The organism is Streptomyces cavernae, assembly GCF_004023625.1.
Taxonomy (GTDB): domain Bacteria; phylum Actinomycetota; class Actinomycetes; order Streptomycetales; family Streptomycetaceae; genus Streptomyces; species Streptomyces cavernae.
In genome coordinates this window covers 33,889-58,958 of sequence record NZ_ML137713.1, presented here as the reverse complement: position 1 = coordinate 58,958, position 25,070 = coordinate 33,889, and the positions used below count along the sequence as shown (strand labels likewise).

Annotated in this window: 12 protein-coding genes; 11 read left to right on the top strand and 1 reads right to left on the bottom strand. The window is 71.3% G+C overall.

All coding sequences use genetic code 11. The features are described from left to right. Positions 1 to 51 precede the first annotated feature (51 nt). From EF387_RS07245 to EF387_RS07210, 8 genes are all read left to right on the top strand, one after another. The gene (locus EF387_RS07245) at positions 52 to 3,054 is read left to right on the top strand and encodes a TIM-barrel domain-containing protein (protein WP_128375791.1); all 3,003 of its coding nucleotides are present in this window, start codon (positions 52 to 54) and stop codon (positions 3,052 to 3,054) included. Between the two features lie 127 nt (positions 3,055 to 3,181). Next, positions 3,182 to 5,050 carry a DUF4091 domain-containing protein gene (locus tag EF387_RS07240; RefSeq protein ID WP_128375663.1) on the top strand — a complete coding sequence of 623 codons (1,869 nt, stop codon included), beginning with the start codon at positions 3,182 to 3,184 and terminating at the stop codon, positions 5,048 to 5,050. Further along, positions 5,047 to 8,691, top strand: a complete 3,645-nt coding sequence (locus tag EF387_RS07235; protein WP_128375662.1) for a beta-galactosidase — start codon at positions 5,047 to 5,049, stop codon at positions 8,689 to 8,691. The genes EF387_RS07240 and EF387_RS07235 overlap by 4 nt, the downstream gene beginning before the upstream one ends. Next, on the top strand, positions 8,691 to 10,946 hold the full coding sequence (locus EF387_RS07230) for a GDSL-type esterase/lipase family protein (RefSeq protein ID WP_128375661.1): 2,256 nt from the start codon (positions 8,691 to 8,693) through the stop codon (positions 10,944 to 10,946). The genes EF387_RS07235 and EF387_RS07230 overlap by 1 nt, the downstream gene beginning before the upstream one ends. A gap of 75 nt (positions 10,947 to 11,021) precedes the next feature. Further along, positions 11,022 to 12,452: an alpha-L-fucosidase gene (locus tag EF387_RS07225; RefSeq protein ID WP_128375660.1), complete on the top strand. Its 1,431-nt coding sequence runs from the start codon at positions 11,022 to 11,024 to the stop codon at positions 12,450 to 12,452. 5 nt (positions 12,453 to 12,457) lie between these two features. Beyond that, positions 12,458 to 13,387, top strand: coding sequence for a DUF1349 domain-containing protein (locus EF387_RS07220; protein ID WP_238431376.1), 930 nt, complete (start codon positions 12,458 to 12,460; stop codon positions 13,385 to 13,387). Then, positions 13,384 to 14,280, top strand: a complete 897-nt coding sequence (locus EF387_RS07215) for a beta-glucosidase (protein WP_128375658.1) — start codon at positions 13,384 to 13,386, stop codon at positions 14,278 to 14,280. The genes EF387_RS07220 and EF387_RS07215 overlap by 4 nt, the downstream gene beginning before the upstream one ends. Before the next feature lie 247 nt (positions 14,281 to 14,527). After that, complete coding sequence (locus EF387_RS07210) at positions 14,528 to 17,638, top strand: alpha-N-acetylglucosaminidase (RefSeq protein ID WP_238431375.1); 3,111 nt, start codon at positions 14,528 to 14,530, stop codon at positions 17,636 to 17,638. 111 nt (positions 17,639 to 17,749) lie between these two features. On the opposite strand, the gene EF387_RS07205 is transcribed toward EF387_RS07210, so the two are convergent. Further along, positions 17,750 to 20,956 carry a helix-turn-helix transcriptional regulator gene (locus EF387_RS07205; protein WP_128375657.1) on the bottom strand — a complete coding sequence of 1,069 codons (3,207 nt, stop codon included), beginning with the start codon at positions 20,954 to 20,956 and terminating at the stop codon, positions 17,750 to 17,752. 227 nt (positions 20,957 to 21,183) lie between these two features. Between EF387_RS07205 and EF387_RS07200 the strand changes: the two genes are divergently transcribed. From EF387_RS07200 to EF387_RS07185, 3 genes are all read left to right on the top strand, one after another. After that, positions 21,184 to 21,852 (top strand): helix-turn-helix transcriptional regulator, encoded by a 669-nt coding sequence (locus EF387_RS07200; protein WP_128375656.1) that lies wholly within the window; start codon positions 21,184 to 21,186, stop codon positions 21,850 to 21,852. A gap of 164 nt (positions 21,853 to 22,016) precedes the next feature. Next, the gene (locus EF387_RS07195) at positions 22,017 to 22,670 is read left to right on the top strand and encodes a Pvc16 family protein (RefSeq protein ID WP_128375655.1); all 654 of its coding nucleotides are present in this window, start codon (positions 22,017 to 22,019) and stop codon (positions 22,668 to 22,670) included. After that, positions 22,667 to 24,952 (top strand): ATP-binding protein, encoded by a 2,286-nt coding sequence (locus EF387_RS07185; protein ID WP_238431374.1) that lies wholly within the window; start codon positions 22,667 to 22,669, stop codon positions 24,950 to 24,952. Before EF387_RS07195 ends, EF387_RS07185 begins: the two co-directional genes overlap by 4 nt. Positions 24,953 to 25,070 lie beyond the last annotated feature (118 nt).

Sequence of the window (25,070 nt, the reverse complement as noted above, 5' to 3'; positions counted from 1 at the left end):
AGCAGTCCCGGCAGCCAGTTACTCGCCGCGGCCCTGACCGCCGCCCTGCTGATGGCGCCCGTCACCGGCTCTGCCCCGGCATCGGCCGCCGCCCGCCCCACCGCCACCGCCACTACCGGCACCGGCACCGGCACCGGCGGGCCGAAGGTGGTCCGCGCCGAGCGCGCCGTCACGGTCTCCGTACCTGCCTCCGCCAACGCCCCCGGCTACACCCTCGACGTGGCCACCGACGAACTCGCCCTGACCACGCGCCGCGCCGGGAAGACCGTGCTCGCCACAGCCTCCGGTGACACCGGCGCCCTGCGCTGCGGCGCCCTGCGCTTCACCGCGGCCGACGGCACGTGGCAGCACGCGACCGGCGTCACCGACTGGACGTGGAAGAACGGCGTCCTGACCGTCACCGCCGACAGCACGCTCGACGGCGCCACGGTGGAGGCCCGGATCACCCCCGGCGCCGACCGCTACCAGCTCGACTGGGACGTCCGCGGAGGCGGACCGAAGCAGCTGGGCCTCGCCTACGACCTGTCATCGGCCGGCCACTGGTACGGCCACGGCGAGGCGGAGACCCCGCAGGGCGGTCCCGGCGTCAACCAGCCCTGGCCGCTCGACGCCGGCGAGGTCGACCACGAGGCCTTCGGCCCGGCGTCGTACAACATGATCGACCCGTTCTGGTACACCTCCAGGTCGACCGGTCTGCGCGTCGACACCGGGGACGTCATGGACGTGGGACTCAACAGGGGCAAGGACGGCCTCGGCACCTTCACCGTCGAGTCGCCCGACACCTACAAGGCCACCGTGTTCGTCGAGTCGACCCCGCTGGAGGTCTACCGCGACTACATAGGCATCGTCGGCAAACCGGCCAAGAGCGACGCCACGTACGAGCAGTACGCCAAGCCGCTGTGGAACTCCTGGGCGCAGTTCTACACCAAGGTCGACCAGGAGAAACTGCTCGACTACGCCACCGACCTCAAAGCAAACGGTCTGGACGGGCACACCATCCAGCTCGACGACAAGTGGGAGTCGAACTACGGCAATCTGACCTGGGACCCCAAGACGTTCCCCGATCCCAAGGGCCTCTCCAAGAAGATCCACGACATGGGGTTCGACTTCGGCATCTGGGTCACCCTGTGGATCAACCTGGACTCCGACAACTACCAGTACGCGGTCGACAAGGGCTATCTGCTCATGGACGCCAAGGACACGACCAAGCCGTGCGAAGTGACGTGGTGGAACGGCCAGGCCGGGATCATCGACCTGGCGAACCCCGACGCCAAGGCCTGGTACGAGGGCAACCTCAAGAAGCTGATGGACACGTACGACATCGACGGGCTGAAGTTCGACACCCGCTTCTTCGACGAGAAGTGCGCGCCGCGCAAGGGCCACCAGGCCACGGACTACCAGAAGCTCGGCACCGAGCTCGCCGACGAGTTCGATCTCCAGGGCGCCGGCATCCGGGTGCACTGGAACCGGACGGCCCACGAGGCCGGCTTCGTCACCCGGCAGGTCGACAAGGGCACCGGCTGGGATTCCCTGCGCGCCTCCGCCACCCAGAACCTGGCCATCTCCACCATCGGCTACCCGTTCGTCGAGTCCGACATGATCGGCGGCTCCGGCGGCCAGCCCGCGCCGTCGAAGGAGGTGCTGGTGCGGTGGGCGCAGTCCGCCTCGCTGATGCCGCTGATGTACGCCTCGACCTCCCCCGTGGACACCAACGACACCACCACGGGGCAGAAGGTGGACTACGACCAGGAGACGGTCGACCTGTACCGGCAGGCGATCAAGACGCACGAGAAGCTCGCGCCCTACATCTGGGACCAGGTGCAGAGCACCCTGAAGACCGGCGATCCGATCATGCGGCCGCTGTTCTTCGACTTCCCGAGGGACGAGGCGAGTTACACGGTCACCGACGAGTGGATGCTCGGCCCGGCCGTGCTGGCCGCGCCCAAGCTGAGCACCGGCGCCACCCGCTCCGTCCATCTACCGCCGGGCACCTGGTACGACGTGAACCAGGGCACCGTGATCCGCGGCCCGAAGACCCTGAAGGGGTATGCGGCGCCGCTCGGTGTCACGCCGGCCTTCGTCAACCTCAAGGCGAAGGGGGCGGCCAAGGCCATCAGGGCGCTGGGGCGCGATGACGCTCCGGCCGCCTCCGTCCTGATCACCCCGGACGCCCCCTCGACCGACGCAGGTGAACCGTTCGAGGTGACCACCGAGGTGACCAACTGGGGCACCCGCACCCTCAAGAACGCCAAGGCGGCACTGGACCTGCCCGAGGGATGGACCGCGAAGGCGACCGGCCCGACCACCACGAAGTCGCTCAAGTACGGCGCCACGCTCACCACCTCCTGGACGGTGACCCCGGCCGATGACGCCCGCTGGGGCAGCCACGGCCTCACGGGCACCGCCACCTACAACGGACACAGCGGATCGCAGAAGGTGTCCGACACCGTGCGGGCGCAGGTGAAGGCCGCCCCGGGCAGCGTGCGGGAGCCGTACCTGACGAACGACACCACCACGTCCGGGGACGCCCAATACGCCCAGGCCGGCGACCAGTTCGCCATCTGGGCGGGCGGCCAGGACCTGTCCGGCTGGAAGGACGAGAAGGGTGTCATCTACCGCGACGACGCGGCCGGGGAGAAGGCCACCGTGCAGGCCCAGTTGGTCTCCCAGGACAGCGCCTCACCGGTCGGCAAGGCCGGGGTCGCCTTCGCCAACGACCTGACGGCGCCCGAGAAGGGCGGTTACGCGGTGCTGGTCATGACCCAGGGTTACGGACTTGAGTTCATGACCGACAGCGACGGCGACGGGAAGCTCGACACCTGGGCGGGCGGTGGCTCCACCTACCACCCGGCGTATCTCAAGCTGACCCGGGACGGCGCCACCTACACCGCGTACGCCAGCAAGGACGGCGACACATGGTCGCAGGTCGGCACCGCCCAGGTGCTGTCGGCCGCAGGCACCGGTGACGCCGGGATGGTCGCCAGCGCGGCCAACGTCAACTATCCCGGCGAGGACATCGAAGCCGTCTTCAGCGGATTCTCCGTCAGCTCCTGACACCACAGGCGCCACGGCACCGCAGGCACCACTGGCGGTGCCCCCCGGTTTCCCGGCAGGCCTCGCACGCCCTGGGGCCTGCCGGGGACCACTCCCTGCACGTCCGTGAGAGAGGGAACCAACCCCCATGACACGTACGTCCTCAGTTGTCGCCGGCTTCGTCGCGGGCGTGGTCGTGGCCGCCGGCACCACCGCGATCGCCGTCACCGGTACGACGACCACCGGCACCGACCTCAATTCCAAGGCAACGACCACCTGGCTGACAGTCAAGGTCGCCGATGCCATGGGCACCAGGGACACCATCACCTGGGTTCCCACCGGCTCCTTCGCCGGCTCCGCGGAGGAGCGGGTCCCCCGTTACCCGATGACCGCCATCCAGGGCAAGGACACCAAGGAGCTGATGCTCTCCGCCGTGCGCAACGAGCAGGTCTCGGCGCAGCTGGCGATCGCCTCCGGCCAGAACCTCGACGACGTGAGGGCTGTGGTCGGCGACCTCACCGGGCCCGGCGGAGCCAAGCTGTCCGGTGGCGACACCCAGGTCCGGTTCGTCAAGTACCTGCCGGTGCAGCGTTCCAAGAGCGAGGTCGACTGGTCCGCCACCATCGACCAGGTCAGCTCCGGCAAGGAGGTGTCCGGAGACCGCAACCCCGACGTGGTCGGCGACGCGCTCGAGGAGCGGGACTCCGTGGACGTGCCCGCGTACGCGGCGCAGCCGCTGTGGTTCACCTTCCACATCCCCGAGAAGGCCAGGCCCGGCACCTACACCGGCACGGTCGAGGTCAACGCCGACGGCCGCACCCAGGCCAGTTATCCGCTGACCATCGAGGTCGCGGACGCGAGCGTGCCCGATCCGAAGGACTATGCCTTTTTCCTCGATGTATGGGCGCAGCCGGAGACGATCGCCAAGAACCACGGCGTCAAGCTCTGGTCGGAGCAGCACTGGAAGCTGATCGAGAAGTACGGCCGAGACCTGGCCTCGCGCGGCCAGAAGGTCGTCAACACCACCATCGTCGACAACCCGTGGCACCACCAGTGGTCGCTCGGCACCCGGGAGTCACAGACCGCCACGCCGTACACCAGCATGGTGGGCTGGAGCTGGAACGGAAAGACGTTCTCCTTCGACTTCAGCCGCTGGGACAAGTATGTCCAGACCGCAAGACGCGCCGGTCTCGGTCCGGACATCGGCGCCTTCTCCATGCTGGCGTTCCAGGACCGGGAGCACCTCACCTACACCGACACCCGCACCGGCAGGACCGTCTACGAGAACGTCGATCTGGGCGGGGACCGCTGGCGGGAGGCATGGGGAGCGTTCCTTCCCGCCTTCGAGAAGCATCTGAGGGCCAAAGGCCGGCTGGAGGACACCTGGCTGTCCTTCGACGAGCGGCCCATCGAAACCATGACGGTCGTCAAGGATTTCGTCCACGAGGTCGCGCCGGCCTTCGACGACCGTATCTCCGTGGCCGGTTCGATCAGCACCGAGGGCGTCGCGTCCAATCTGTCCGTCGACTGGGGCGGCATCGACGCGATGACGAAGGAGAAGGCGGCTGAGCGGCGCCGGGCCGGAAAGATCACAACGTTCTACGTGTACGGCTCGCCGGCCCACCCCAACACGCTGTCGTACTCGCCCGCCGTCGAGTCGCGGATGCTGCCGTGGATCACCGCCCAGCGGAATCTGGACGGTTTCCTGCGCTGGTCGTACAACAGCTGGACCAGCGACCCCTTCAAGCAGCCGGTGCACATCTTCACGCAGGGCGACGAGTACCTGGTCTACCCGGGCAAGGGCGGCCCGATGTCCAGCATCCGCTGGGAGCAGCTGAAGGAGGGCATCGAGGACTACGAACTCATCGCCCAGCTACGGAAGAAGGACGGCGGCGCCGACAGTGACGCCCTGAGCGAGGCCCTCACCACCGCGACCCGGAACCTCGACGGCCGGACGAAGGACGTGGGCGACATCGAGACCGCGCGGGCGGCCGTGGTGAAGGGGCTGACGTCATGAGGGGCAAGTGGTCATCTCTGCTGCTCGCCGCAGCCATGAGTGTCATGCCCCTGACCGGTGCGGGGGCAGCGACATCGGCCCAGGCGGAGCAGCGGGCCCCGGCGCGGCACACCGTCACCTACGACCAGTACTCCGTGCGGGTCGACGGCAAACCCCTCTACATCTGGGGCGCCGAGTTCCACTACTTCCGGCTCCCCAGCCCCGACGCGTGGCGCGATGTACTGCAGAAGATCAAGGCGGGCGGATTCAACGCGGTCTCGCTCTACTTCGACTGGGGCTACCACTCCGCCAAGCCGGGCTCCTACGACTTCACCGGTACCCGTGACGTGGAGCGGCTGCTCGACGAAGCCGAGCGCGCGGGCCTGTATGTGATCGCCCGCCCGGGCCCGTACATCAACGCGGAGGTCTCCGGCGGCGGCATGCCCGCCTGGCGGAAGACACAGGCCGGTGTGAACCGCACCTCCGAGCCGGAGTACATGAAGGCGGCCCGGGAGTGGATGAGCCGGATCAACCCGATCATCGCGCGCCACCAACTCACCCGTGGCAAAGGTTCGGTGATCCTGTATCAGGTCGAGAACGAGTACCAGGGCGGTCGCCAGGACGCCGACTACATGCAGACCCTCATCGACTGGGCGAGGGAAGACGGCGTCGATGTGCCCACCTTCGTCAATGACGGCGGCGCCAACAAGAACTGGGTCAGAGGCAAGGGCGCCCCGGACATCTACGGCTTCGACGCCTACCCGCAGGGCTTCGACTGCAAGGACCCCGACACGTGGAAGAACCTGCCCGACTATTCGTACGTCAACGAGTGGAAACCCGAGTCTCCCCTGATCATCCCGGAGGCACAGGGCGGCGCGTTCGACCCCTGGGGCGGCACCGGATACCAGGACTGCGCGAAACTCACCGGCACCGACTTCACCCGGGTGTTCAGCAAGATGAACATCGCCGCCGGGGTGAGCGGCCAGTCCTTCTACATGACGTACGGCGGCACCAACTGGGGCTGGCTCGCCGACCCCAACGCGGTCTACACGTCGTACGACTACGGGGCCCCGATCAACGAGTCCCGGCAACTCACCGACAAGTACCAGGAGTTCAAGCGTCTCGGGTACATTGTCAACTCGGTGACCTCGCTGGCGCGCACCGACAGGGCCGAGGCCCCCGTCCCGTCGGACGACGCCCTGCGCGTCGACCGGCGCGTCAACCCCGACGACGGCACCCAGTTCTTCACCGTCCGGCATGCCGACACCCGCGTGAAGGACAAGGACGGGACCACGCTGTCGCTGGAGGGCGCGGACGGCGACTACCCGCGAATACCTCAGCAGGGCGAGATCGCCGTCGACGGCCGGGACGCCAAACTCATCGTCGCCGGCTACGACTTGGGCGAGAAGCAGCGCCTCGTCTACTCCACCTCGGAGATCATGACGCACGCCCGGATCGGCGACCGGGACGTGGCGCTGCTGTACGGGCGTGAGGGTGAGGCCGGCGAAACCGTCCTGCGGTACGCCGAGCGGCCCGAGGTCACGGTCCTCGACGGCGATGTCACCACCGCCTGGGACGCCGAACGCGGCGACCTGCGCCTGAACTACCCGCACAAGGGCCTGGCCCGCGTGCTGGTGAACGGCCTGGAGCTGCTGATCGCCGACACCGCCGAGACCGCCCGCTGGTGGCGGCAGGACACCGCCGCGGGCCCGGTTCTCGTACGAGGCCCGTCCCTCGTCCGTACCGCCGAACAGACGGGTGGCACGCTGAAGTTGACCGGCGACTCCACCAAGGCCGCGAAGATCGAAGTCATCGCGGGCGCCAGGAAGGTGACCTGGAACGGCCGCAAGGTCGCGGTCACCCAGGCGCCGCGCCCGGTCGAGCTGCCCGCGCTCGCGACATGGAAGTACCGGGAGGAGGCGCCGGAGTCCGCCCCGGGCTTCGACGACTCCGCCTGGACCACCGCCGACCATCTCACCGCCAACAACCCGGAGCTGGCCGGGTCGCTGCCGGTCCTGGCGATGGACGAGTACGGCTTTCACCACGGCAACGTCTGGTACCGAGGCCGGTTCAAGACGACGGGCCGCGCAACAGCGCTCGCGCTGAACGCCAACACCGGCCCGACCGGCCAGTACGCGGTCTGGTTGAACGGCCGCCACCTTGGCAGCTCCGGCGACGGCGCGCACACCTTCGACATCCCGGCGGGCACGCTGGAGGACAACGGGGAGAACGTCCTCTCCGTCCTGGTGGAGAACGCGGGCCACAACGAGGAGTGGGGCCACGACTACTCCAAGGAGCCGCGCGGTCTGCTCGGCGCCGAGGTGATCGGCGGGGCCTCCACCCTCACCTGGAAGATCCAGGGCAGCCGCGGCGGCGAAGACCCGGTCGACACGGCCCGGGGCCCGTACAACAACGGCGGGCTGTACGGGGAACGGGCCGGCTGGTCGCTGCCGGGATACCCCGACGGCGGCTGGAAGAGCACCACTCTCGCTCAGCAGACCGGGAGGACCGGGCCCGGCGTCCGCTGGTACCGCACCTCCGCGCGGCTCGCCCTGCCCCAGGGCCAGGACAACGCGATCGCACTCGATCTCGCCCAAGCCGAAGGCGGCGGCACCGGCTACCGCGCCCAGATCTTCGTCAACGGCTGGCTGATCGGCCGCTACCTGCCGGACACCGGACCGCAGACACGCTTCGTCATCCCCAAGGGCATCCTGCGCGAGCAGGGCACCAACACCATCGCTCTGGCCGTATGGTCCACCAAGTCCGGCGCGGGCCCGAGTTCGGCGAGACTGGTCGGCCTCGGCGCCTCGGCGGGCGGGATCAAGGTCGATACGGTGGCCGCGCCCTCGTACAACGCCAAGACGTACGCCATGCCCGACTCCGGCGCCCGTGTCACCGTCGACGCCGAGCCGTTCCTGAACACCGGCGCCGCCGCCAAGGTCCCCGTCACCCTCAGTGTGCCGAAGGACGCGCCGACCGCCCGGAACGTCGAGCTGGCGCTGAAGGTCCCGGACGGCTGGACCGCGACCACCGGCGACACCACCCGTTTCGGCCGGGTCCGGCCCGGCGACACGGTGACCGCCGACTACACCGTCACCCCGCCGGGCGACCCGGTCCACTACGCCGTCCTGTCCGCGACCGCCAAGCTCACCCAGCCCGGCCGTCCGGGCACCGTCACCGGTGTACGGGCCGTCCAGGTGCCACCGCCCGGCCTGTCCGCCGACGCCCATGTCAGCGATCTGACCCTGGTCAAGGCGGTCAACGGCTGGGGTCCGGTGGAGAAGGACACCTCCAACGGGGAGAACGCGGCCGGTGACGGACGCCCCTTGAGTATCGGCGGCACCACCTACGCCAAGGGCCTCGGCGTGCACGCGAACAGCCGGATCCGGGTCTATCTCGGCGGCGGCTGCACCCGCTTCACCGCTACCGCCGGGGTGGACGACGAGGTCGGCGACAGCGGCAGCGTCTCCTTCCAGGTGATCGCCGACGGCCGCTCCCTCACCACAACCCCCGTGGTGCGCGGCTCCGACGGCGGTACCGACATCGACGTGGACGTGAGCGGCGCGCGCTGGCTGGACCTGCTGGTCGACGGGGACGGCGATGTCTCCACGGACCACGCCGACTGGGCCGACGCCAAGCTGACCTGTGAGGGCGGTGCGTGATGCCCCTCCTGAGATGGCACGGCTCGGCGGCGCCGCTCCTGGCCGACCGGCACCTGCGGGCACACCCGCTGGGACATCTGCGGGGGCACCCGCGTGGACACCTACGAAGACACCTGCGGGGACACCGGAGATTCGCCGCCCTGGCGGCGGCCCTGGCGGCCGTCCTGGCGGCCCTGCTTCCGGCGCCCTGGGCCGCGGCCTCGGCCTCGGCCCAGCAGCAGGAATGGACGGGGACTTGGGCGACCGCGCAGCACGCGTCGTACGACCCGGGCACCTCGGAGGTGACCGTGCGGATCCCGGTTCGGGTCAGCGCCGGCGGGACGAGCGTCCGGATCCGGCTGACCAATGAGTTCTCCGACCAGCCTGTGACGATCGGACACGCGACCGTGGGGCGGCGGGCGGGCGGCTCGTCCGTGTCCGGACCGCGCGATCTGACGTTCGGCGGGAAGAAGGACGTCACCATCCCGGCCGGGGGGCAGGCGGTGAGCGACGGGGTGCGGATTCCCGTGGCGGCCCGTAGCGACCTGGTGGTCAGCCTGTACTTCCCCGGCAGGCTCACCCACATCAGCCAGCACTGGATGGGGCTGCAGACCGTCTACTGGACGCCCGACGGCGGCGGCGACCACGCCGGTGACGCCGGTGGCGACGCGTTCACCACGACCGACTCCACCTTCCCGTTCCTCACCGGCGTCGACGTGCGGGGCGGACCGGCGCGGGGCTCCGTCGTCGCGCTCGGCGACTCCATCACCGACGGGGCCGCCTCCACCTCGGACGCCAACCGGCGCTGGCCCGACTATCTGGCGGCCCGGCTGTCGGCCTGCACCTCGACATCCGGCGTGCTGAACGCGGGCATCAGCGGGAACCGCATCACGGCCGGGACCGACGGCAACCCCTCGGCACTTCAGCGGCTGGAGCGCGATGTGCTGTCCCAGCCGGGTGCTCGGACGGTGATCCTCTTCGAGGGCGTCAACGACCTCAGCTGGGGCGGCGCCACCGGCGATCAGGTGATCGACGGCATGAAGGAGATCGCGCGGCGGGCCCACGCCCGAGGGCTGCGGGTGATCGGCGCGACCGTGGTTCCGTACCGGGGCTGGGGCGACTACTGGACCGAGGCCAAGGAGGCCGACCGGCAGAAGGTCAACACCTTCGTGCGCTCCGGTGGCGTATTCGACGGCTACGCCGACTTCGACAAGGCGGTACGAGATCCGGCAGATCCGCGCCGATTGGGCGCGGCGTTCGACTCCGGTGACCATCTGCATCCCAACGACACCGGGATGAAGGCGTTGGCCGACGCGGTAGACCTCGCCGCCCTCGGGGTGGCCCGCGACTGCCCCTCGGCCCGCGTCCGGCTCACCCCGCACCGCCCGAGCCTCTCGACCGGCCGCTCCACGGAGATCACCGCGACCGTCACCAACACCGGCACCAAGGCGGTCACCCGGGTCACCACCGGGTTGCGTCTGCCGGACGGCTGGAGGGCCGAAGCGGAGGGGAAGACGGGCACCGACTTCCTTGCGCCCGGCGGGAGTTACACCGTCACCTGGCGCGTCACGCCGTCCGCCGACGCGACCTGGGGGCCGTACGACCTCGGCGTGGGTGTCTCCTTCCGTCAGGGCGGCCGGACCCGCCACGACACCGACAGCGTGACCGCCGACGTCACCCCCGTCCCGTCCGCGGTCCAGCCCCCGTACCGGACGTTCGCCACCACCGAAGACGCCCAATACGCCCAGAACGGCTCCCAGTTCGCGATCTGGGCCGGCGGTCAGGACCTGGCCGGGTGGAAGGACGAGAAGGCCGCCATCCATGTGCCGGATGCCGTGCCCATCTCCGGCAGCCTCACCGCCCGCCTCGTCGGCCAGACCGGCAGCGGACCCTCCGCCAAGGCCGGGATCGCCGTCGCGAACGACCTGACCGCCCCGGAGAACGGCGGCTACGCGGTGCTGACCATGTCCAGGAGCTACGGCGTGGAGTTCATGACCGACAGCGACGGCGATGGCCGGCTCGACACCTGGGCGGGCGGCGGCTCCTCGTACCACCCGGCCTGGCTCAGGATCACCCGCGACGGCACCGCCTACACCGCGTACGCCAGTAGCGACGGCACCGCCTGGCAGCGGATCGGGACCGCGACCGTACCGTCCGCCGACGGCGGAGTCGGTGGCGACGGCCTCGACGCCGGGATGATCGCCAGCGCTGTCAACCTCGACCACCCCGGCCAGACCACCGCAGCCGTCTTCGACTCCTTCTCGACCACCGACTGACTCGACCACCGACTGACTCGACCACCGACTGACTCGACCCCCGACCCACTCGACGACCGACGGAGAGGCCTCCCCGTGTACGTCAGCCGTAGACGCTTCCTGACCACGGCCACTGCTCTCGGCTCCGCAGTGCTCCTGGCACCGCCCGGTGCCGCCCACGCGATCAGCGGCGGTATCCCCGACTACAAGCCCACGAAGGAATCCCTCGACACCCACCCCGTACCGCGCTGGTACAAGGACGCCAAGTTCGGCATCTTCGTCCACTGGGGTGTCTACTCGGTCCCCGCCGGCTCCGCCCGGCAGATGGCCGCCGAGTGGTACCTCTGGTACCAGAGCTTCGACACCGATCCCACCTGGAGGTACCACCGGGACACCTACGGCCAGGACTTCCTCTACGACGACTTCATCCCGCAGTTCACGGCCGAGAACTACGACCCGGACGCCTGGGTGCGGCTGTTCGAGCAGGCGGGTGCCGAGTACTTCGCGCTGACCAGCAAGCACCACGACGGATTCGCCCTGTACCCCAGTGAAGTGACGGACCGTCATTCGGGGAAGTACGGTCCGAAGCGCGACCTGGTCGGCGAGCTGATGACGGCCGCCCGCAGGCGCGGCACCGTGCGGCCAGGCCTCTACTACTCGCTCGGTGAGTTCTTCAACCCGGCGACCGGCCGGCCGATGAAGAACTTCTACACCGGTGAGGAGGTCCCGATGACCGGCTACAGGCCGGTCGACGACTACGTCGGGGACTACGAACTGAAGCAGCTGTACGAGATCATCGACCGCTACGACCCGGAACTGCTGTGGGCGGACGGCCAGTGGTTCCGGCCGACCGGCGAACCGCCGTGGCGCAGCGAGGAGCCCCTCGCCCACTACTACAACAAGGCCAAGAACCGCAGAAAGCCGAAGGGTGTCGTGGTCAACGACCGCTTCGACACGCACTTCGACTTCGCCACCTACGAACAGCGCACCAACCCCACGATGGACCCCCGGAAGTGGGAGTGCTGCATCACGATGGGCTACTCCTGGGGCTACAACAAGTTCGAGGTCGAGGAGGACTACAAGACCTCCGAGTTCCTCGTCCACCTGCTCGCCGACGTCACCAGCAAGAACGGCAACCTGCTGCTGAACATCGGTCCGAAGCCGGACGGCACCATCCCGGACGTCATGCAGCGGCGGCTGCGGGACATCGGTGCCTGGCTGGACGTCAACGGGCCCGCGATCTACGGCTCGACGCCCTGGGTGCGGGCCGAGGAGGAGGGCAGCGCCCTCGGCATCCGGTACACCGTCACCCCGGGCAAGTTCAACATCATCGTGCTGGGCGCCCCCACCGGCACGCTCTCCGTGCCCGCGGACATCCCTATCTCCGCGACGGCGCGGATCCGGCTGCTGGGCCACGACAGACCGCTGAAATGGACGCGTTCCGACGGCAAGGTCCACATCAGCGTTCCCAAGACGCTGCCCAGCGAACTCGCCAACACCTTCACCGTCGACTGGGAGCGGCGGTGAACAGGGTGAGCACCCGGACGGACACCCTCGGTCCCACCCTCACCGTCACCACCGAACCCGCCGAACCGGCCGGCGGCGACACCGTCACCGCCACCGCGGTCCTCGTCAACGACTGCCCGTTCCCGCTGCGCGGCGCCGTCCTGTACCTGGTGGACCCGGGCGCGACGACCGCCGCACGCACCGTCCCGCTCGGTGATCTGCGCCGCGGCGCGAAGGTCACCCGCCGGTGGCGCACATCGATGCCGGCCGACGTCGCCGGAGACGTGGCGTTCACCGCGCACGTCCTCTTCGACGTGGACGGACGCAGCGCCGACTGCGCGCGGGCCGCGAAGACCGTAAGCGTGCCCTACGAGCCGAACGGGGTGCGGGACCCGTACAAGACGTTCGCCACCACCGACGACGCCCGGTTCGGTCAGTACGGCAGCCAGTTGGTGATCTGGGCGGGCGGCGGTGACCTGTCCGGCGGCCGTGACGAGAAGGGCGGCATCCTCCTGCCCGGCTCCGTCGCCGCATCGAGCGTGGTGCAGGTCAAAACCATCGGCCTCACCGGGAGCGACAACCCGTCGGCGAAGTACGGGATCGCCGTCGCGAACGACCTGACCGCGCCGGAGCGGGGCGGCTACGCCGTGTTCACGATGTCGAAGTCGTACGGCGTTGAGTTCATGACCGACAGCGACGGCGACGGCCGCCTCGACACCTGGGGCGGGGGCGGCGGCTCCACCCACCCGGCCTGGCTGCGCCTGGTCCGCTCCGGCACCACCTACACCGCGTACTCCACCACCAACGGCCTCGCCTGGAACGAGATCGCGAGCGCGACCGTGCCCTCGGCGAGCGGTGCCCTGGACGCCGGCGTGGTGGCGAGCGCCGTCAACCTCAACCACCCGGGCACGACCGTGCGGGCCGTGTTCGACCACTTCACCGTGGAGGAGTCGTGAACGCCTACCGCCCCGAGGAGGACTTCCTCGCGCCGCCCGTCTCGCTCACCGTCACCCCGCCCGCACCCGAGCCGGGCCAGGCCGTGACCCTGACGGCCACCCTCACCAACACCACCAGGATCACGCTGCGCGGCACCGTGCTCTATCTCGCCGTGGACGACAGCGAGGAGCCGGACAGCCTGGGCAGCCTCGCGCCCGGACGTTCGGTGACCCACACCTGGCGGACCCGGCTCGCCGACGACGCCGAGGGGCGGATCGTCTTCACCGCGCACGCCCTCTTCGACGTACACCGCCACGGCTCCGACTGCACCCGCGCCACCTCCTCCGTCCTGCTGCCCTACCGGTCACTGTCCGGGGCCTTCGACAACGCGGGGATCGCCTCCGACGACGCCCTCACCGTCGCCAACATCGACGGCTCGAACTCCAGTCTTTCCGCCGAGGCGCTGGCGTCGGTGGGGCTGACCCCGGGCGCCAGGGTCACGTACGACGGGGTGCCCTTCACCTGGCCGGACACCCGGCCCGGGAGCAAGGACAACGTCGTCTCCTCCGGCCAGACCGTGCTGCTGTCCGGCTCCGGCAGCCGGCTGTCCTTCCTCGGCACCAGCACCTGGGGCGAGGGCAAGGGGGACGGCAAGGTCGTCTACGCCGACGGCAGCGAGCAGACGTTCTCGGTCGCCGTCCCCGACTGGTACGGGGCGAGCTCCTCCGCAGCGGTGGTACTGCCCTACCGCCACATCACCACCGGCCGGGACGACAACCCCGTCAGCCTGTTCACCTTCGGGGTCGACCTGGCGGCCGGTAAGGAGCTGCGCTCCCTGGTCCTGCCCAAGGTCAGCGACGGCCTCCAGTCGGGCGTCCCCGCCCTGCACATCTTCGCCATGACGATCAACTAGTGCCCCGACAGGCAACGTTCGCCCCGTCTCGACGCCCGGCACGCTCCCCCAAGCTCTATGAGCAGGGGGAGGACCCCCAGAGCACTCTCCCCCAAGCTCTCGACTTCTCCCCACTCTCGGCTGCGCTCGAGCCGGGGGGACCCCCATGAGCAGGGGGGACCCCCATGACGCCGCTCCTTGACGGGCAAACGTTGCCTGCCGCGGCACTAGCCCTGCCGTTCAACTGCACTCTGCCGGAAGGACGTTCATGCACGACAACCGAGTCGACCTCGGCATCACGGGTGTCACCCGCAGACGGATCCTCACGGGTGCGGTCGCGCTGGGCGGTGCCGCGCTGCTGGCCCGCCCGCAGGGCGCGTACGCGGCCGGCGGCGCCCCGTTCGACACCACTCCCGCGGCGGCCGCGCTGAAGCGTCTGCTCCCCGACCACCACCGGCAGGTCACCCTGCGGGCCGTGGACGACGACACCGACCGCTTCCGGGTCACCGGCCGGGCCGGGTACATCACGGTGGAGGGCACCAGCCCCGCCGTGCTGCTCACAGGAGTCCACACCTACCTGCGGCGGACCGCGCACGCCTCCGTCTCCTGGACCGGCGAGCAGCTGAACCTCCCGCGCACCCTCCCCGCGCCCGCCGAGGAGATCACGGGAACGGCCGACGTACCGCACCGGTTCGCCTTCAACGACACCAACGAGGGCTACACCGGCCCCTACCGCGACTGGGACGCCTGGCAGCAGGAGCTGGACGTACTGGCCGTGCACGGAGTCAACCGGGTCCTCGTCTACATCGGCGGCGACGCGGTGTACTACGACACCTTCCGCCAATTCGGTTACACCGACGCTGAGTTGCGCGCCTGGATTCCGGCCCCCGCCCACCAGCCCTGGTGGCTGCTGCAGAACATGTCGGGCTTCGGCGGGCCGGTCTCCCGGCAGCTCATCGAGAGACGTGCCGCGCTCGCAGAGAAGATCGTCGACCGGATACGTGACCTGGGCATGACGCCAGTCCTGCCGGGCTACTACGGCACCGTCCCGGACGACTTCCCCGCCCGGCACGGCGGGGACGCGGCGGTGGTGGCGCAGGGCACCTGGGGCGCCTTCAAACGCCCCGACTGGCTCGACCCGCGCACCACGGCCTTCGACGACGTGGCCGCCGCTTTCTACCGGGCCCAGACGGAGCGGTTCGGCGAGAGCACGATGTACAAGATGGACCTGCTGCACGAGGGCGGCAACCCCGGTGACGTGCCGGTGGCCGAGGCCGCGCGGGCCGTCGAGGCGGCACTGCAAAAGGCACACCCGGGGGCCGTCTGGGCGATCCTCGGCTGGCAGACCAATCCGTCCAAGGCGCTGCTGGACGGCGTCGACAAGAGCCGGATGCTGATCGTGGACGGCCTGTCGGACCGCTACACCACCGTCACCGACCGGGAGAGCGACTGGGACGGCACCCCGTACGCCTTCGGCAGCATCTGGAACTTCGGCGGCCACACCCCGATGGGCGCCAACGCCCCCGACTGGGTGGAGCAGTACCCCAAGTGGCGTGACAAGGACGGCAGTTCCCTCGCCGGTATCGCGGCGATGCCGGAGGCCGCCGACAACAACGCACCCGCCCTCGCGCTCCTCACCGACCTGGCCTGGACTCCTGGCACCGTCGACCTGGACGGCTGGTTCGCCGCGTACGCCCTCTCCCGTTACGGCGGCCGCGACCGGCACGCCGTCGCGGCCTGGCAGACGATCCGCGACACCGCGTACAACATGTCCCGCGCGGACTCATGGAGCGAGGCACCCGACGGCCTGTTCGGCGCCCGTCCGAGCCTGACGGCGAACAAGGCCGCCGCCTGGGGCCCGGAGAAGGACCGCTACGACACCACGGCCTTCGACGCCGCACTCACCGAACTGCTCGCCGTGCGAGCGGAGTTGAGGGACAGCTCGGCCTACCGTTACGACGTCGTCGACGTGGCCCGGCAGGTCCTGTCCAACCGCAGCCGTGTCCTGCTGCCGCAGATCAAGGCCGCGTACGAGGCTGGGGAGAAGGCACTGTTCGGCAGATTGACCGGGACCTGGCTGGGCTGGATGGACCTCCTCGACGACCTGCTGGCCACCTCCCACCCGCACCTGCTCGGCCGCTGGCTCGCCGACGCCCGCGCCTGGGGCGCCGACCGGACCGAGAAGGACCGCCTGGAATACGACGCCCGCTCCCTCCTCACCACCTGGGGCGGACGCGCCAGCAGCGAGGAGGGTCTGCACGACTACGCGAACCGGGAGTGGTCCGGGCTGGTCGGCGGCCTGTACCGCACCCGCTGGCAGACGTACTTCGACACGCTCGCCAAGGGACTGGCCACGGGAAAGGACCCGGCGACGATCGACTGGTTCGCCCTGGAGGACCGCTGGGCGCACGCGCACGACACGTACCCGACCAAGCCCCACGGTTCCCCGTACGCCCTGGCCCGCCGCGTGCGCGACCTGCTCGCCGCCACTCCCCATCAGGCGGTCCTCACCGCGGGGGCCGACCGGGGAGCGGTGGCCGAGGGCACGCCCGCGACGGTGACGGTCACCTTCACCAACAGGAACGGGTTCGCGGCGGCACGCGGCGTGACCCTCACCGTCACCGCCCCCGAGGGCATGGTGGTGAAGCCGCTCGATCCGGTGCGCACGGCGTCGGTGGCGTCCGGCGAAACGTTCGCCGCTCGCTTCGAGGTTTCTCTGGCGGGTGAGCCGACACAACTGGTAGGCCGGGTCGTCGCAGCGGCGGCGTACGCGGGCGGCGGGAAGGCGGTCGCGCCGGTGCGGCTGGTGGCCGCGGCCGGGGTCGGCGACCCGTACCGCACGGTCTCCTTCAACGACGCCGTGTTCGGCCAGGCCGGCGACGAGATCGCCGTCGAGGGCGCCGGGGCCGACCTGTGGGGCGCCACCAACGAGTTCGGGGCGGTGTACCGGGCGGGCGCGTACCGCGACAAAGCCGTGGCCGAGGTCACGGTCACCTCCCAGGACCCGACCGGGGGCTGGGCACGGGCGGGCCTCGTCGTCCGCAACGACCTGGGCACTCAGGGGAGCGCGGGCTGTGTGAACCTGGCGGTCACCCCGTCCAACGGCTGCGCGCTGAGCTGGGACGCCGACGGCGACGGCCGTTTCGACAGCATCGCGCTGTCGGGCTCCTTCACCGCGCCGGTGAGACTGCGGCTGACCAGGTCCGGCGCCTCGTACACCGGTGAGGCCAGCAGGGACGGCGTCACCTGGACGACGGTGGGCACGGCGACACCGTCAGGCGCGGCCGCCACACAGGACGTCGGGGTCTTCATGACCGCGGCCAACGGCTGGAACGGCGCACGGGGCATCGCCACGTTCGACGGATTCACGGTGGCGTGATCTCCGTCACCGCGACGGGGTGGCCGGGTTCGCGGCGATGGTTGTGTCCACTGCGTCCATGGTGTCCATACGGCGAACCTCGAACCTCGATGTTGATGGAGACCAAGCCGCTCAAGTGCCTCGCCGGTCCCGGTCCCCGTCCCGACCCGGGCCGGGGCCGGGACCGGGACCAGTGCCGGGACCGGGACCAGGGCCGGGGCCGGGACCGGGACCAGTGCCGGGACCGGGACCGGGACCGGGGCCGGGACCAGGGCCGGGACCGGGACCAGGGGCAGCACCGGGACCGGGCGGGTCGGTGTGGGGCCCGAAGTCCGCGAGCGCGGCGCCGAGTCCCGCTCTGCGGCGGATGCCCAACTTGCGGTAGACGCTGGTCAGATGGGTCTCGACGGTACGCCGGGCCAGGTGCAGCAGCTCCGCTATCTCGGCGTTCGTACGGCTCTGCGCGGCGAGTTCCGCGACCCGGCGCTCGCTGGCGGTGAGCGACCCGGACCCCGTCCGGGTCGTCGCCGTACGGCGGGCGCCGACCTCGCGCAGGGCCGCTTCCGCCGTCGCCCGCATCCGGACCGCGCCCAGCCGTTCGGCGCGTTCGGCCGCCTCCCGGAGGGCATCACGGGCCCGTGCCCGCTCCCCGGCCTCGGTGAGCCGACGCCCCTGGGCGATCAGCGCCGGAATCAGCTCCGTGTCGATCGGCGCACCGCCGAGGGCCACGGCCCCGCCGCCGGACGCCCCGTCGGGCACCCCGCCCGGTGTCTCCTGCGGCGCCGCGCCCCGAGTCTCCTCCGGCACCCCGCCCGGAGTCTTCTCCAGCGTCCCGTCTTCCGCCGCCGTCACCGACACCCCGTCACCTCCGCGCCGCAGGACGCGTACCGCACGGTCCGCCAGTTCGAGGCCGCGGCGGCCCCCGGTCGCCGTGCCGAGGACCCGCAGGGCCCGGCCCAGTAGGCGGGGCGTGTTCCACAGCGTGGCGAGGCGGAGTTCCTCCTCGGCCAGGGACAGGGCCTGGCGCGGCCGGCCGAGCGCCAGGTGGCACTCGGCCGCGGCGGTCCGCCAGGGGGTGACGACCGGGCTCGTCACGTCCCGCGCCGACTGGCGGCGCCCGCACTCGAGGAAGTCGCCGAGCGCGCCCGCCGGATCACCGGAAGCGGCGCGCAGGACACCGCGCGCGTACAGGAATCGGTTCAACTCCCAGGAATCGTGCGGATTCTGGAGATCGAAGCCGTCCGCGAGGCGCACTGCCTCCTGCGTACGGCCCGTCTCCACCAGCGCCACCAGGGCGTGGGCCTGCGCGTTGGCCGGCTCCGGCCGGCCCGCGGCGGGGCCCCACGCCCCGGGATCGGCGAGCAGTTCGCCGTACGCGCCGCGCGCGGCGGCGATGTCGGTCCGGACGTTCAGCAGCGCCAGGTGCATCGGGTGCAGCAGGGACAGCCGCTGTCCGGCCAGGCCGCGCCGGACGAGCCGTTCGGCCTCGTCGAGCTGGTCGGCCCACTGGGCCACGGCGGCGGCCGTACCCAGCAGGAAGCCTTCCGCGAGCGGGTCGGCCGGCTGCGCCAGCAGGTCGCGGATACGGCGCATCGCCACCGCCGCCGAGGTCAGCCCGGCCGTGGACTCGTACCGCACCAGCAGTGCCTGCCCGGCCGTGCCGAGCAGCTGCGGCGAGTGCTCGGCGGTCTCCCGGAGCCAGCGGTACACCTCCTGCCGCACCCCCGGATCGTGGTCGGACAGCAGAGCGGAGGCGGTCTGCACCGTACGCACCAGATCGGGATGATCCGTCAGGTGCTCGTCCTTCAGGCGGCACAGCACGTCGACCGCGGAGCGCGTCTCGCCCCGCCGGGCCAGCGCCGTGCCGAGCGCGACCGCCGCACGGACCCGGTCGTGCGGCGGGCCCGGCAGGCGCATCGCCTCGACGAGCCGCGGTATCCCGGCGGTCGACCGTACGGTGGCGTACTCCAGCGAGCCCAGCTCGGTGAGGACAACGCTCCGGCGGGCGGCCGGCATCGGCTCGTCCAGCGCGCGGCGCAGGAACGCCACGGCGTCGTCGCTGCGCTCGTTCCGGACGGCCAGGTGGGCGGCGTCCAGCAGGACGCCCGTCGCCCACGCCTCGCCGACCGGGTCGGCCCGCAGCAGTTGTCGGGCCACCGCGTCCGCGCGGTCCCCGCGCCGCAGCATGGCCTCGGCCGCCCGGTGGTGCGCCGCCCGCCGCCGTTCCCCCGGCCAGCGGCTCAGCACCGCGTCCCGCAGCAGCGGATGGGCATAGCGGTGCCGTCCGCCGGGGCCGGGGCGCAGCAGCCCCAGGCCGGTCATCGCGGTGAGCCAGCCCGGTACGCGGGCGGGGTCGACGCCCGCCATCCTGGCGAGCAGCTCGGCGTCGGCGCCCCAGCTGCCCTCGACGTCCTCGGCGTCCTCGGCGTCCTCATCGCCTTCGCCGCCTGTTTGGTCCTCGTCGTCCAGAGCGGCGAGTGCGCGGGCGACCTCGGTGGTCGTCGGCCCGGCGCTGTCCAGCCACCAGGACACGGCGGCCGCGTAGGCGCCGGGGTAGAGCGCCGCGCAGGTGTCCGGAAGGGCCGCCGGGACGATCTCCCGGGCATCGCCCCGCAGGTCGTCCAGCAGGGCACGCAGCAGCAGCCGACTGCCCGCGCCCGCCCGTACGCAGTCGTCCACCCACTGCGCCGGGGCGCCCCGGCCGACGGCCGAACGGACCAGCTCCGCCGCGGAGTCGGCGCTCAGCGGGGCCAGAGTGCGGGTGCGGACGAGGGCGGGGGAGAGCGCGTGCGCCAGGCCGTCCGCGGGCGGATCGATGTCGTACTGGCTGCGCTCGGTCACGACCAGCAGGACCGGTAATTGGTCGATCCGCCGCACGGCCTCGACCAGCCAGCGGCGCGAGGACTCGTCGGCGAGGTGCACATCGTCCACGGCGACCAGGAGCGGGGTCTCGGCTGCGTACGAACGCAGCAGATTCCACAGCCGCACGGCCCTGTCCCGGTGGGCCGGGGTGCCGGGCGGGTCCGGCGGCTGCCCCATGGCGGTCTGCAACTCCGGTCCGTGTCCGAGGAATTGGGAGACGGCGTCGAACGGTACGGCGGTGTGCCCGGGTGAGCAGCGGGCCCTGAGGACGCGCATGCCGACCGCCTCCGCCTGTTCGGCGGCGACCTCCAGGAGCGTGGTGCGGCCGGTGCCGGTGGCACCGCGCAGCAGGACGAGACGGCCGGCCCCGGCCCGGGCCCGCCCGGCCTCGGCGGCCACCAGCTCCCGTACCTCCCGGCGCTCCCGTACCTCCCAGCCCTCCCTTACCTCCCTGCCCTCACACAGCGCTCCGGACATCCCAGCCTCCCTCACGGGCCATGGTGCGGCCCACTGTGTGGGAGGGGGGACGCGGGCCTCCCGTTGCGTGACATGAGCCACGCTCGCTGCCGGAGTGTCGCTGATCTCGTGGTGTGTCTCGTGGTTCTCCACGATTGCCGCCGCCACACAGGCCCCAGAAGTGTGGAGGTTCCACGCCTGTCACCAACCCCACAGAGGTGACGGGCACGCGGATATAGGGGAAACGGTTGCGCAGCTCATTCGGGACAACAGCCCACGGCACGGACGGGCCGGACTCCCGCATTCCGGTGGCGGTGCACGCGTCGGATCCGATCTCCCGGGAAGGAGCGCTCGGCCAGCTGCGGCAGCACCCTGAGATCGAGCTGCGCGACGAGACCGAGAGCGGACCGGCCGTCGTCGCCCTGGTGATCAACGAGACGCTGGACGAGGCCACCCTTGCCCGGCTGCGCAGACTCGTGCGGGGCGAGGGTGCCCGTGCCGTACTCGTGGTGAGCGCGCTCCGCGAGACCGAACTCCTCGATGTCATCGAGTGCGGTGTCGGGGCCATCGTGTGGCGCCAAGAGGCCACCGCGCACCGGCTGGTGCAGGCAGTCCTCGCGGCCTCGCGCGGCGACGGCGACCTGCCCGCCGATCTGCTCGGCCGGCTGATCAGCCAGGTGGGGTCGCTGCACCGCACCACGACCGGCCATCCGGGCGCCCCCTCCTCGGGACTGGCACCGCGTGAGGTGGACGTACTCAGGCTGGTCGCCGAGGGGCTCGACACCGGGGAGATCGCCAGCAAGCTGTCCTACTCCGAACGAACCGTCAAGAACGTGATGCACGGGCTCACCACCCGACTGCAGCTGCGCAACCGGGCGCACGCCGTGGCCCATGCCCTCCGGGAAGGCTACATCTGACCGAACGGGCAACCGAATGAGGGCAGTTGGGCAGTCCACTCTGCCCTGCGGCCGTCCCCGGCGCGGCTGCGGAGCCGGAACCCCACGAGGGACGATCGGTCACGACAGCGACAGCGCCACGGACGCCGGTGTCGGCACGGGCACAGCACGGCAGGAGCACGACGGTGATCCACGAGGTGGACGAGGTCCTCAAACGGCTGCTCGGGGGCGGCGCGCTGGCCGGTTCCGGCATCGAGATCTCCTTCGACGCCCCGACCCGTGACTGGGCCGCCCGGCGCAACTCGCCGGCAGTCAACGCCTATCTGTACGACATCCGGGAGGACGTCTCCCGGCGCCAGCGCGGCCAGGTCTCCGTCCGCGACGACCGCGACGTGGTCGTACGCCGCCGCCAGCCGCCCCGCTGGTTCCGGCTGTCGTACCTGGTCACCGCCTGGACCAAGCAGCCCCAGGACGAACACCGGCTGCTCTCCGCGGTCCTGGCCACGATGCTGCCGCACGAGCTGCTGTCGGCCGACGAACTCCCGGGTCCGCTCGGTGCGTTGGGCCTGTCCGTGCCGCTCACGGTGGCGGGGCTGCACACCGAGTCCCGGTCACTCGCCGAGATCTGGTCCGCGCTGGGCGGTGAACTCAAACCGTCCCTCGACCTCGTGGTCACCGCACCCTTCCCGGCCTTCCCCGAGTACGACGTCGGTCCCCCGGTCACGGAGGGCGCGGTCCGCGTACGCGGCATGGACGGCACGCTGGACGGCTCGCCGGAGCGCAGCCATCGGCCACGGCGGGCGACCCCCGCGCCGGACACCGGAGAACGGCAGCGGTGACCACGTACGCCTCACCCACGTCCGACGCCCTCCTCGTCGGCCTGGCCCGACTGCGCGACCGGGTCGCCGCGTTGGTCGCGGACCGCAGTGCCGGTGACCCGACGGCGGGCGATCCGCTGCGCGGTCTGTATCTCTCCGACGAGGCCGTACAGCATCTGCTGGGGCCCACGGCGGTGTCGTACGCCGATGTGTTCGACAACGCGACCGGCTCGCAGGAGACCACCGCCGCCGGCGACGCGGAGTCCGCCCCGGCCGGCCGGCTGGAGCGGCTCGCGGTGCGCCTCGGGCTGACCGAGCTGGACACCCGGATCCTGCTCATCGCCCTCGCCCCCGACCTGGACCGCTCCTTCGAGCCGCTGTACGGGTACCTCAACGACGACGTCAGCAGGCGCCGGGCCACCACCGGGCTCGCGCTCGACCTGTGCGGGCTGCCGGTGCACCTAGTGCCGCAACAGGCAACGTTCGCCCCGCCGCGACGCCCGGGACGTCCTCTCACCGCACCGGCCGAAAGCCCAAGTACGTCCAGTACGAGGACTTCCGGCCGGCACGCCGAGAAGACGCCCCGGGCGCCGCTTCTTGACTGGCAAACGTCGCCTGCCGCAGCACTTGCCGCCGCGCGGGCCCGGTTCCACCCCTCGGCCCCACTGACCGCTCTCGGGCTGCTGACCGTCGAGGAGCCCGAACGTCCCTTCCTCAGCCGCTCGTTGCGCGTACCGGACCGGCTCGTCGCCCATCTGCTCGGCGACGACACCCCGGACGCCGCGCTCGCCGGCAGCGTCCACCCGCTCGATGCACCCTCGTCCGCGCCCCTGCCGTCGCCCTCGCTCTCGTCCTCTCCCTTGCTCTCGCCCTCGCCCTCGTCCTCGCTCTCGCCCTCGCCCTCGCACGACGAGTTCACCGTCCGGCTGGCCGCCCGGCTGGCCGGCGGCCCCTTCGCCGTCTATCTTCGCGAGCACCGTGAGGGCGACGGGCTCGTGTGCGCCGCGGCCGCCCTGCGCGCGGCGGGTGTCGAGGCCCTGCACTTCACGCCCGCGGCGGCCGAGGAGTCCCTCCCGGAGCTGCTTTCCGGTCTCCTCCCCCGCCTGCTGCGCGAGGCCCGGCTGCGTGACCGGGCGATCGTCGTGTCGCCGCTGCCGGAGAAGCCCGGCCCACTGCTGCGGGCCCTGACGGAGGCCGGCGTGTCCGTGGTGTTCGCGGGACCCCGGCCGTACGACCCCCAGTGGTGCGACCGCGACCCGCTGGTCCTCGACGCGCCCCGGGCCCAGGCGGGTGCCGTGGACATGTGGGCGGCCGCGCTCGGCACCGAGGCGGACGACGGTCCGGGTTTCGACCTGGCCGCCACCGTCGCCCCGTACCGGCTCGGCGGCGACCGTATCGAGCGGGCCGCCCGCGCGGCCCTGGACCACGCCGTGTTCGACGGCACCCCGGTGACCGCCGCCCATCTGCGGCTGGCCGCCCGGCAGCAGTCCGCCTCCGGGCTGGAGCGGCACGCCCGCCGGATCCGCCCCGACGTCGGCTGGGACGACCTCGTCCTGCCGGCCGGGCCCCTCGCCCGGCTGCATGAACTCGCCCTGCGCGCCCGCCACCGCGACCAGGTGCTCGGTGACTGGCGGCTCAGTGCGGGAGGCGGCCGGGGCCGCGGTGTCCTAGGTCTCTTCGCGGGCGAGTCCGGTACCGGCAAGACACTGTCGGCCGAGGTCGTCGCTGCCGAACTCGGCCTGGACCTCTATGTCGTCCAACTCTCTTCGGTCGTCGACAAGTACGTCGGCGAGACCGAGAAGAACCTCGAACGGATCTTCACCGAGGCGGACCGCACCGACGCCGTGCTGCTCTTCGACGAGGCCGACGCGGTCTTCGGCAAGCGCTCGGAGGTCAGGGACTCACATGACAAGCACGCCAACATGGAGAGCGCCTACCTCCTCCAGCGCCTGGAGTCCTTCGACGGCATCGCTCTGCTCACCACCAACCTCCGGGCCAACATCGACGAGGCGTTCACCCGGCGGCTGGACCTGGTGGTCGAGTTCCCGTTCCCGGACGCCGGTCAGCGGCTGGCCCTGTGGCGGCACAGCCTCGCCGCGGTGCCGTGCGCGGACGGCACCGATCCGACGGCGGTCGCCCGGGACTTCGAGATGGCGGGCGGCTCGATCCGCAGCGCCGTCGTCACCGCCGCCTACGCGGCCGCCGGGCGCGGCGCGCCGGTCACCACGGACGATCTGCGGGAGGGCGCCGAGCGGGAGTACCGCAAGGCGGGCCGTCTGGTGCCCGGAGAGGGCAGCTGGTAGCCGCGCGAACACGCCGAAACCACCGGAGGCGCGGGCCACTTGCCGGAACTCCGCCCGACCTTCGATACGCGCAGGGTTACTTGCAGGGGCCTCCGGCGAACTCCGTTGGTCGCAGGGC

What these genes read in the sequence shown, in the direction of transcription:
- EF387_RS07205 (WP_128375657.1), bottom strand. Translation starts at nt 20,956, where the DNA reads ATGTCCGGAGCGCTGTGTGAGGGCAGGGAGGTAAGGGAGGGCTGGGAG.
- EF387_RS07235 (WP_128375662.1), top strand. Translation starts at nt 5,047, where the DNA reads ATGAGGGGCAAGTGGTCATCTCTGCTGCTCGCCGCAGCCATGAGTGTC.
- EF387_RS07210 (WP_238431375.1), top strand. Translation starts at nt 14,528, where the DNA reads ATGCACGACAACCGAGTCGACCTCGGCATCACGGGTGTCACCCGCAGA.
- EF387_RS07230 (WP_128375661.1), top strand. Translation starts at nt 8,691, where the DNA reads ATGCCCCTCCTGAGATGGCACGGCTCGGCGGCGCCGCTCCTGGCCGAC.
- EF387_RS07240 (WP_128375663.1), top strand. Translation starts at nt 3,182, where the DNA reads ATGACACGTACGTCCTCAGTTGTCGCCGGCTTCGTCGCGGGCGTGGTC.
- EF387_RS07245 (WP_128375791.1), top strand. Translation starts at nt 52, where the DNA reads ATGGCGCCCGTCACCGGCTCTGCCCCGGCATCGGCCGCCGCCCGCCCC.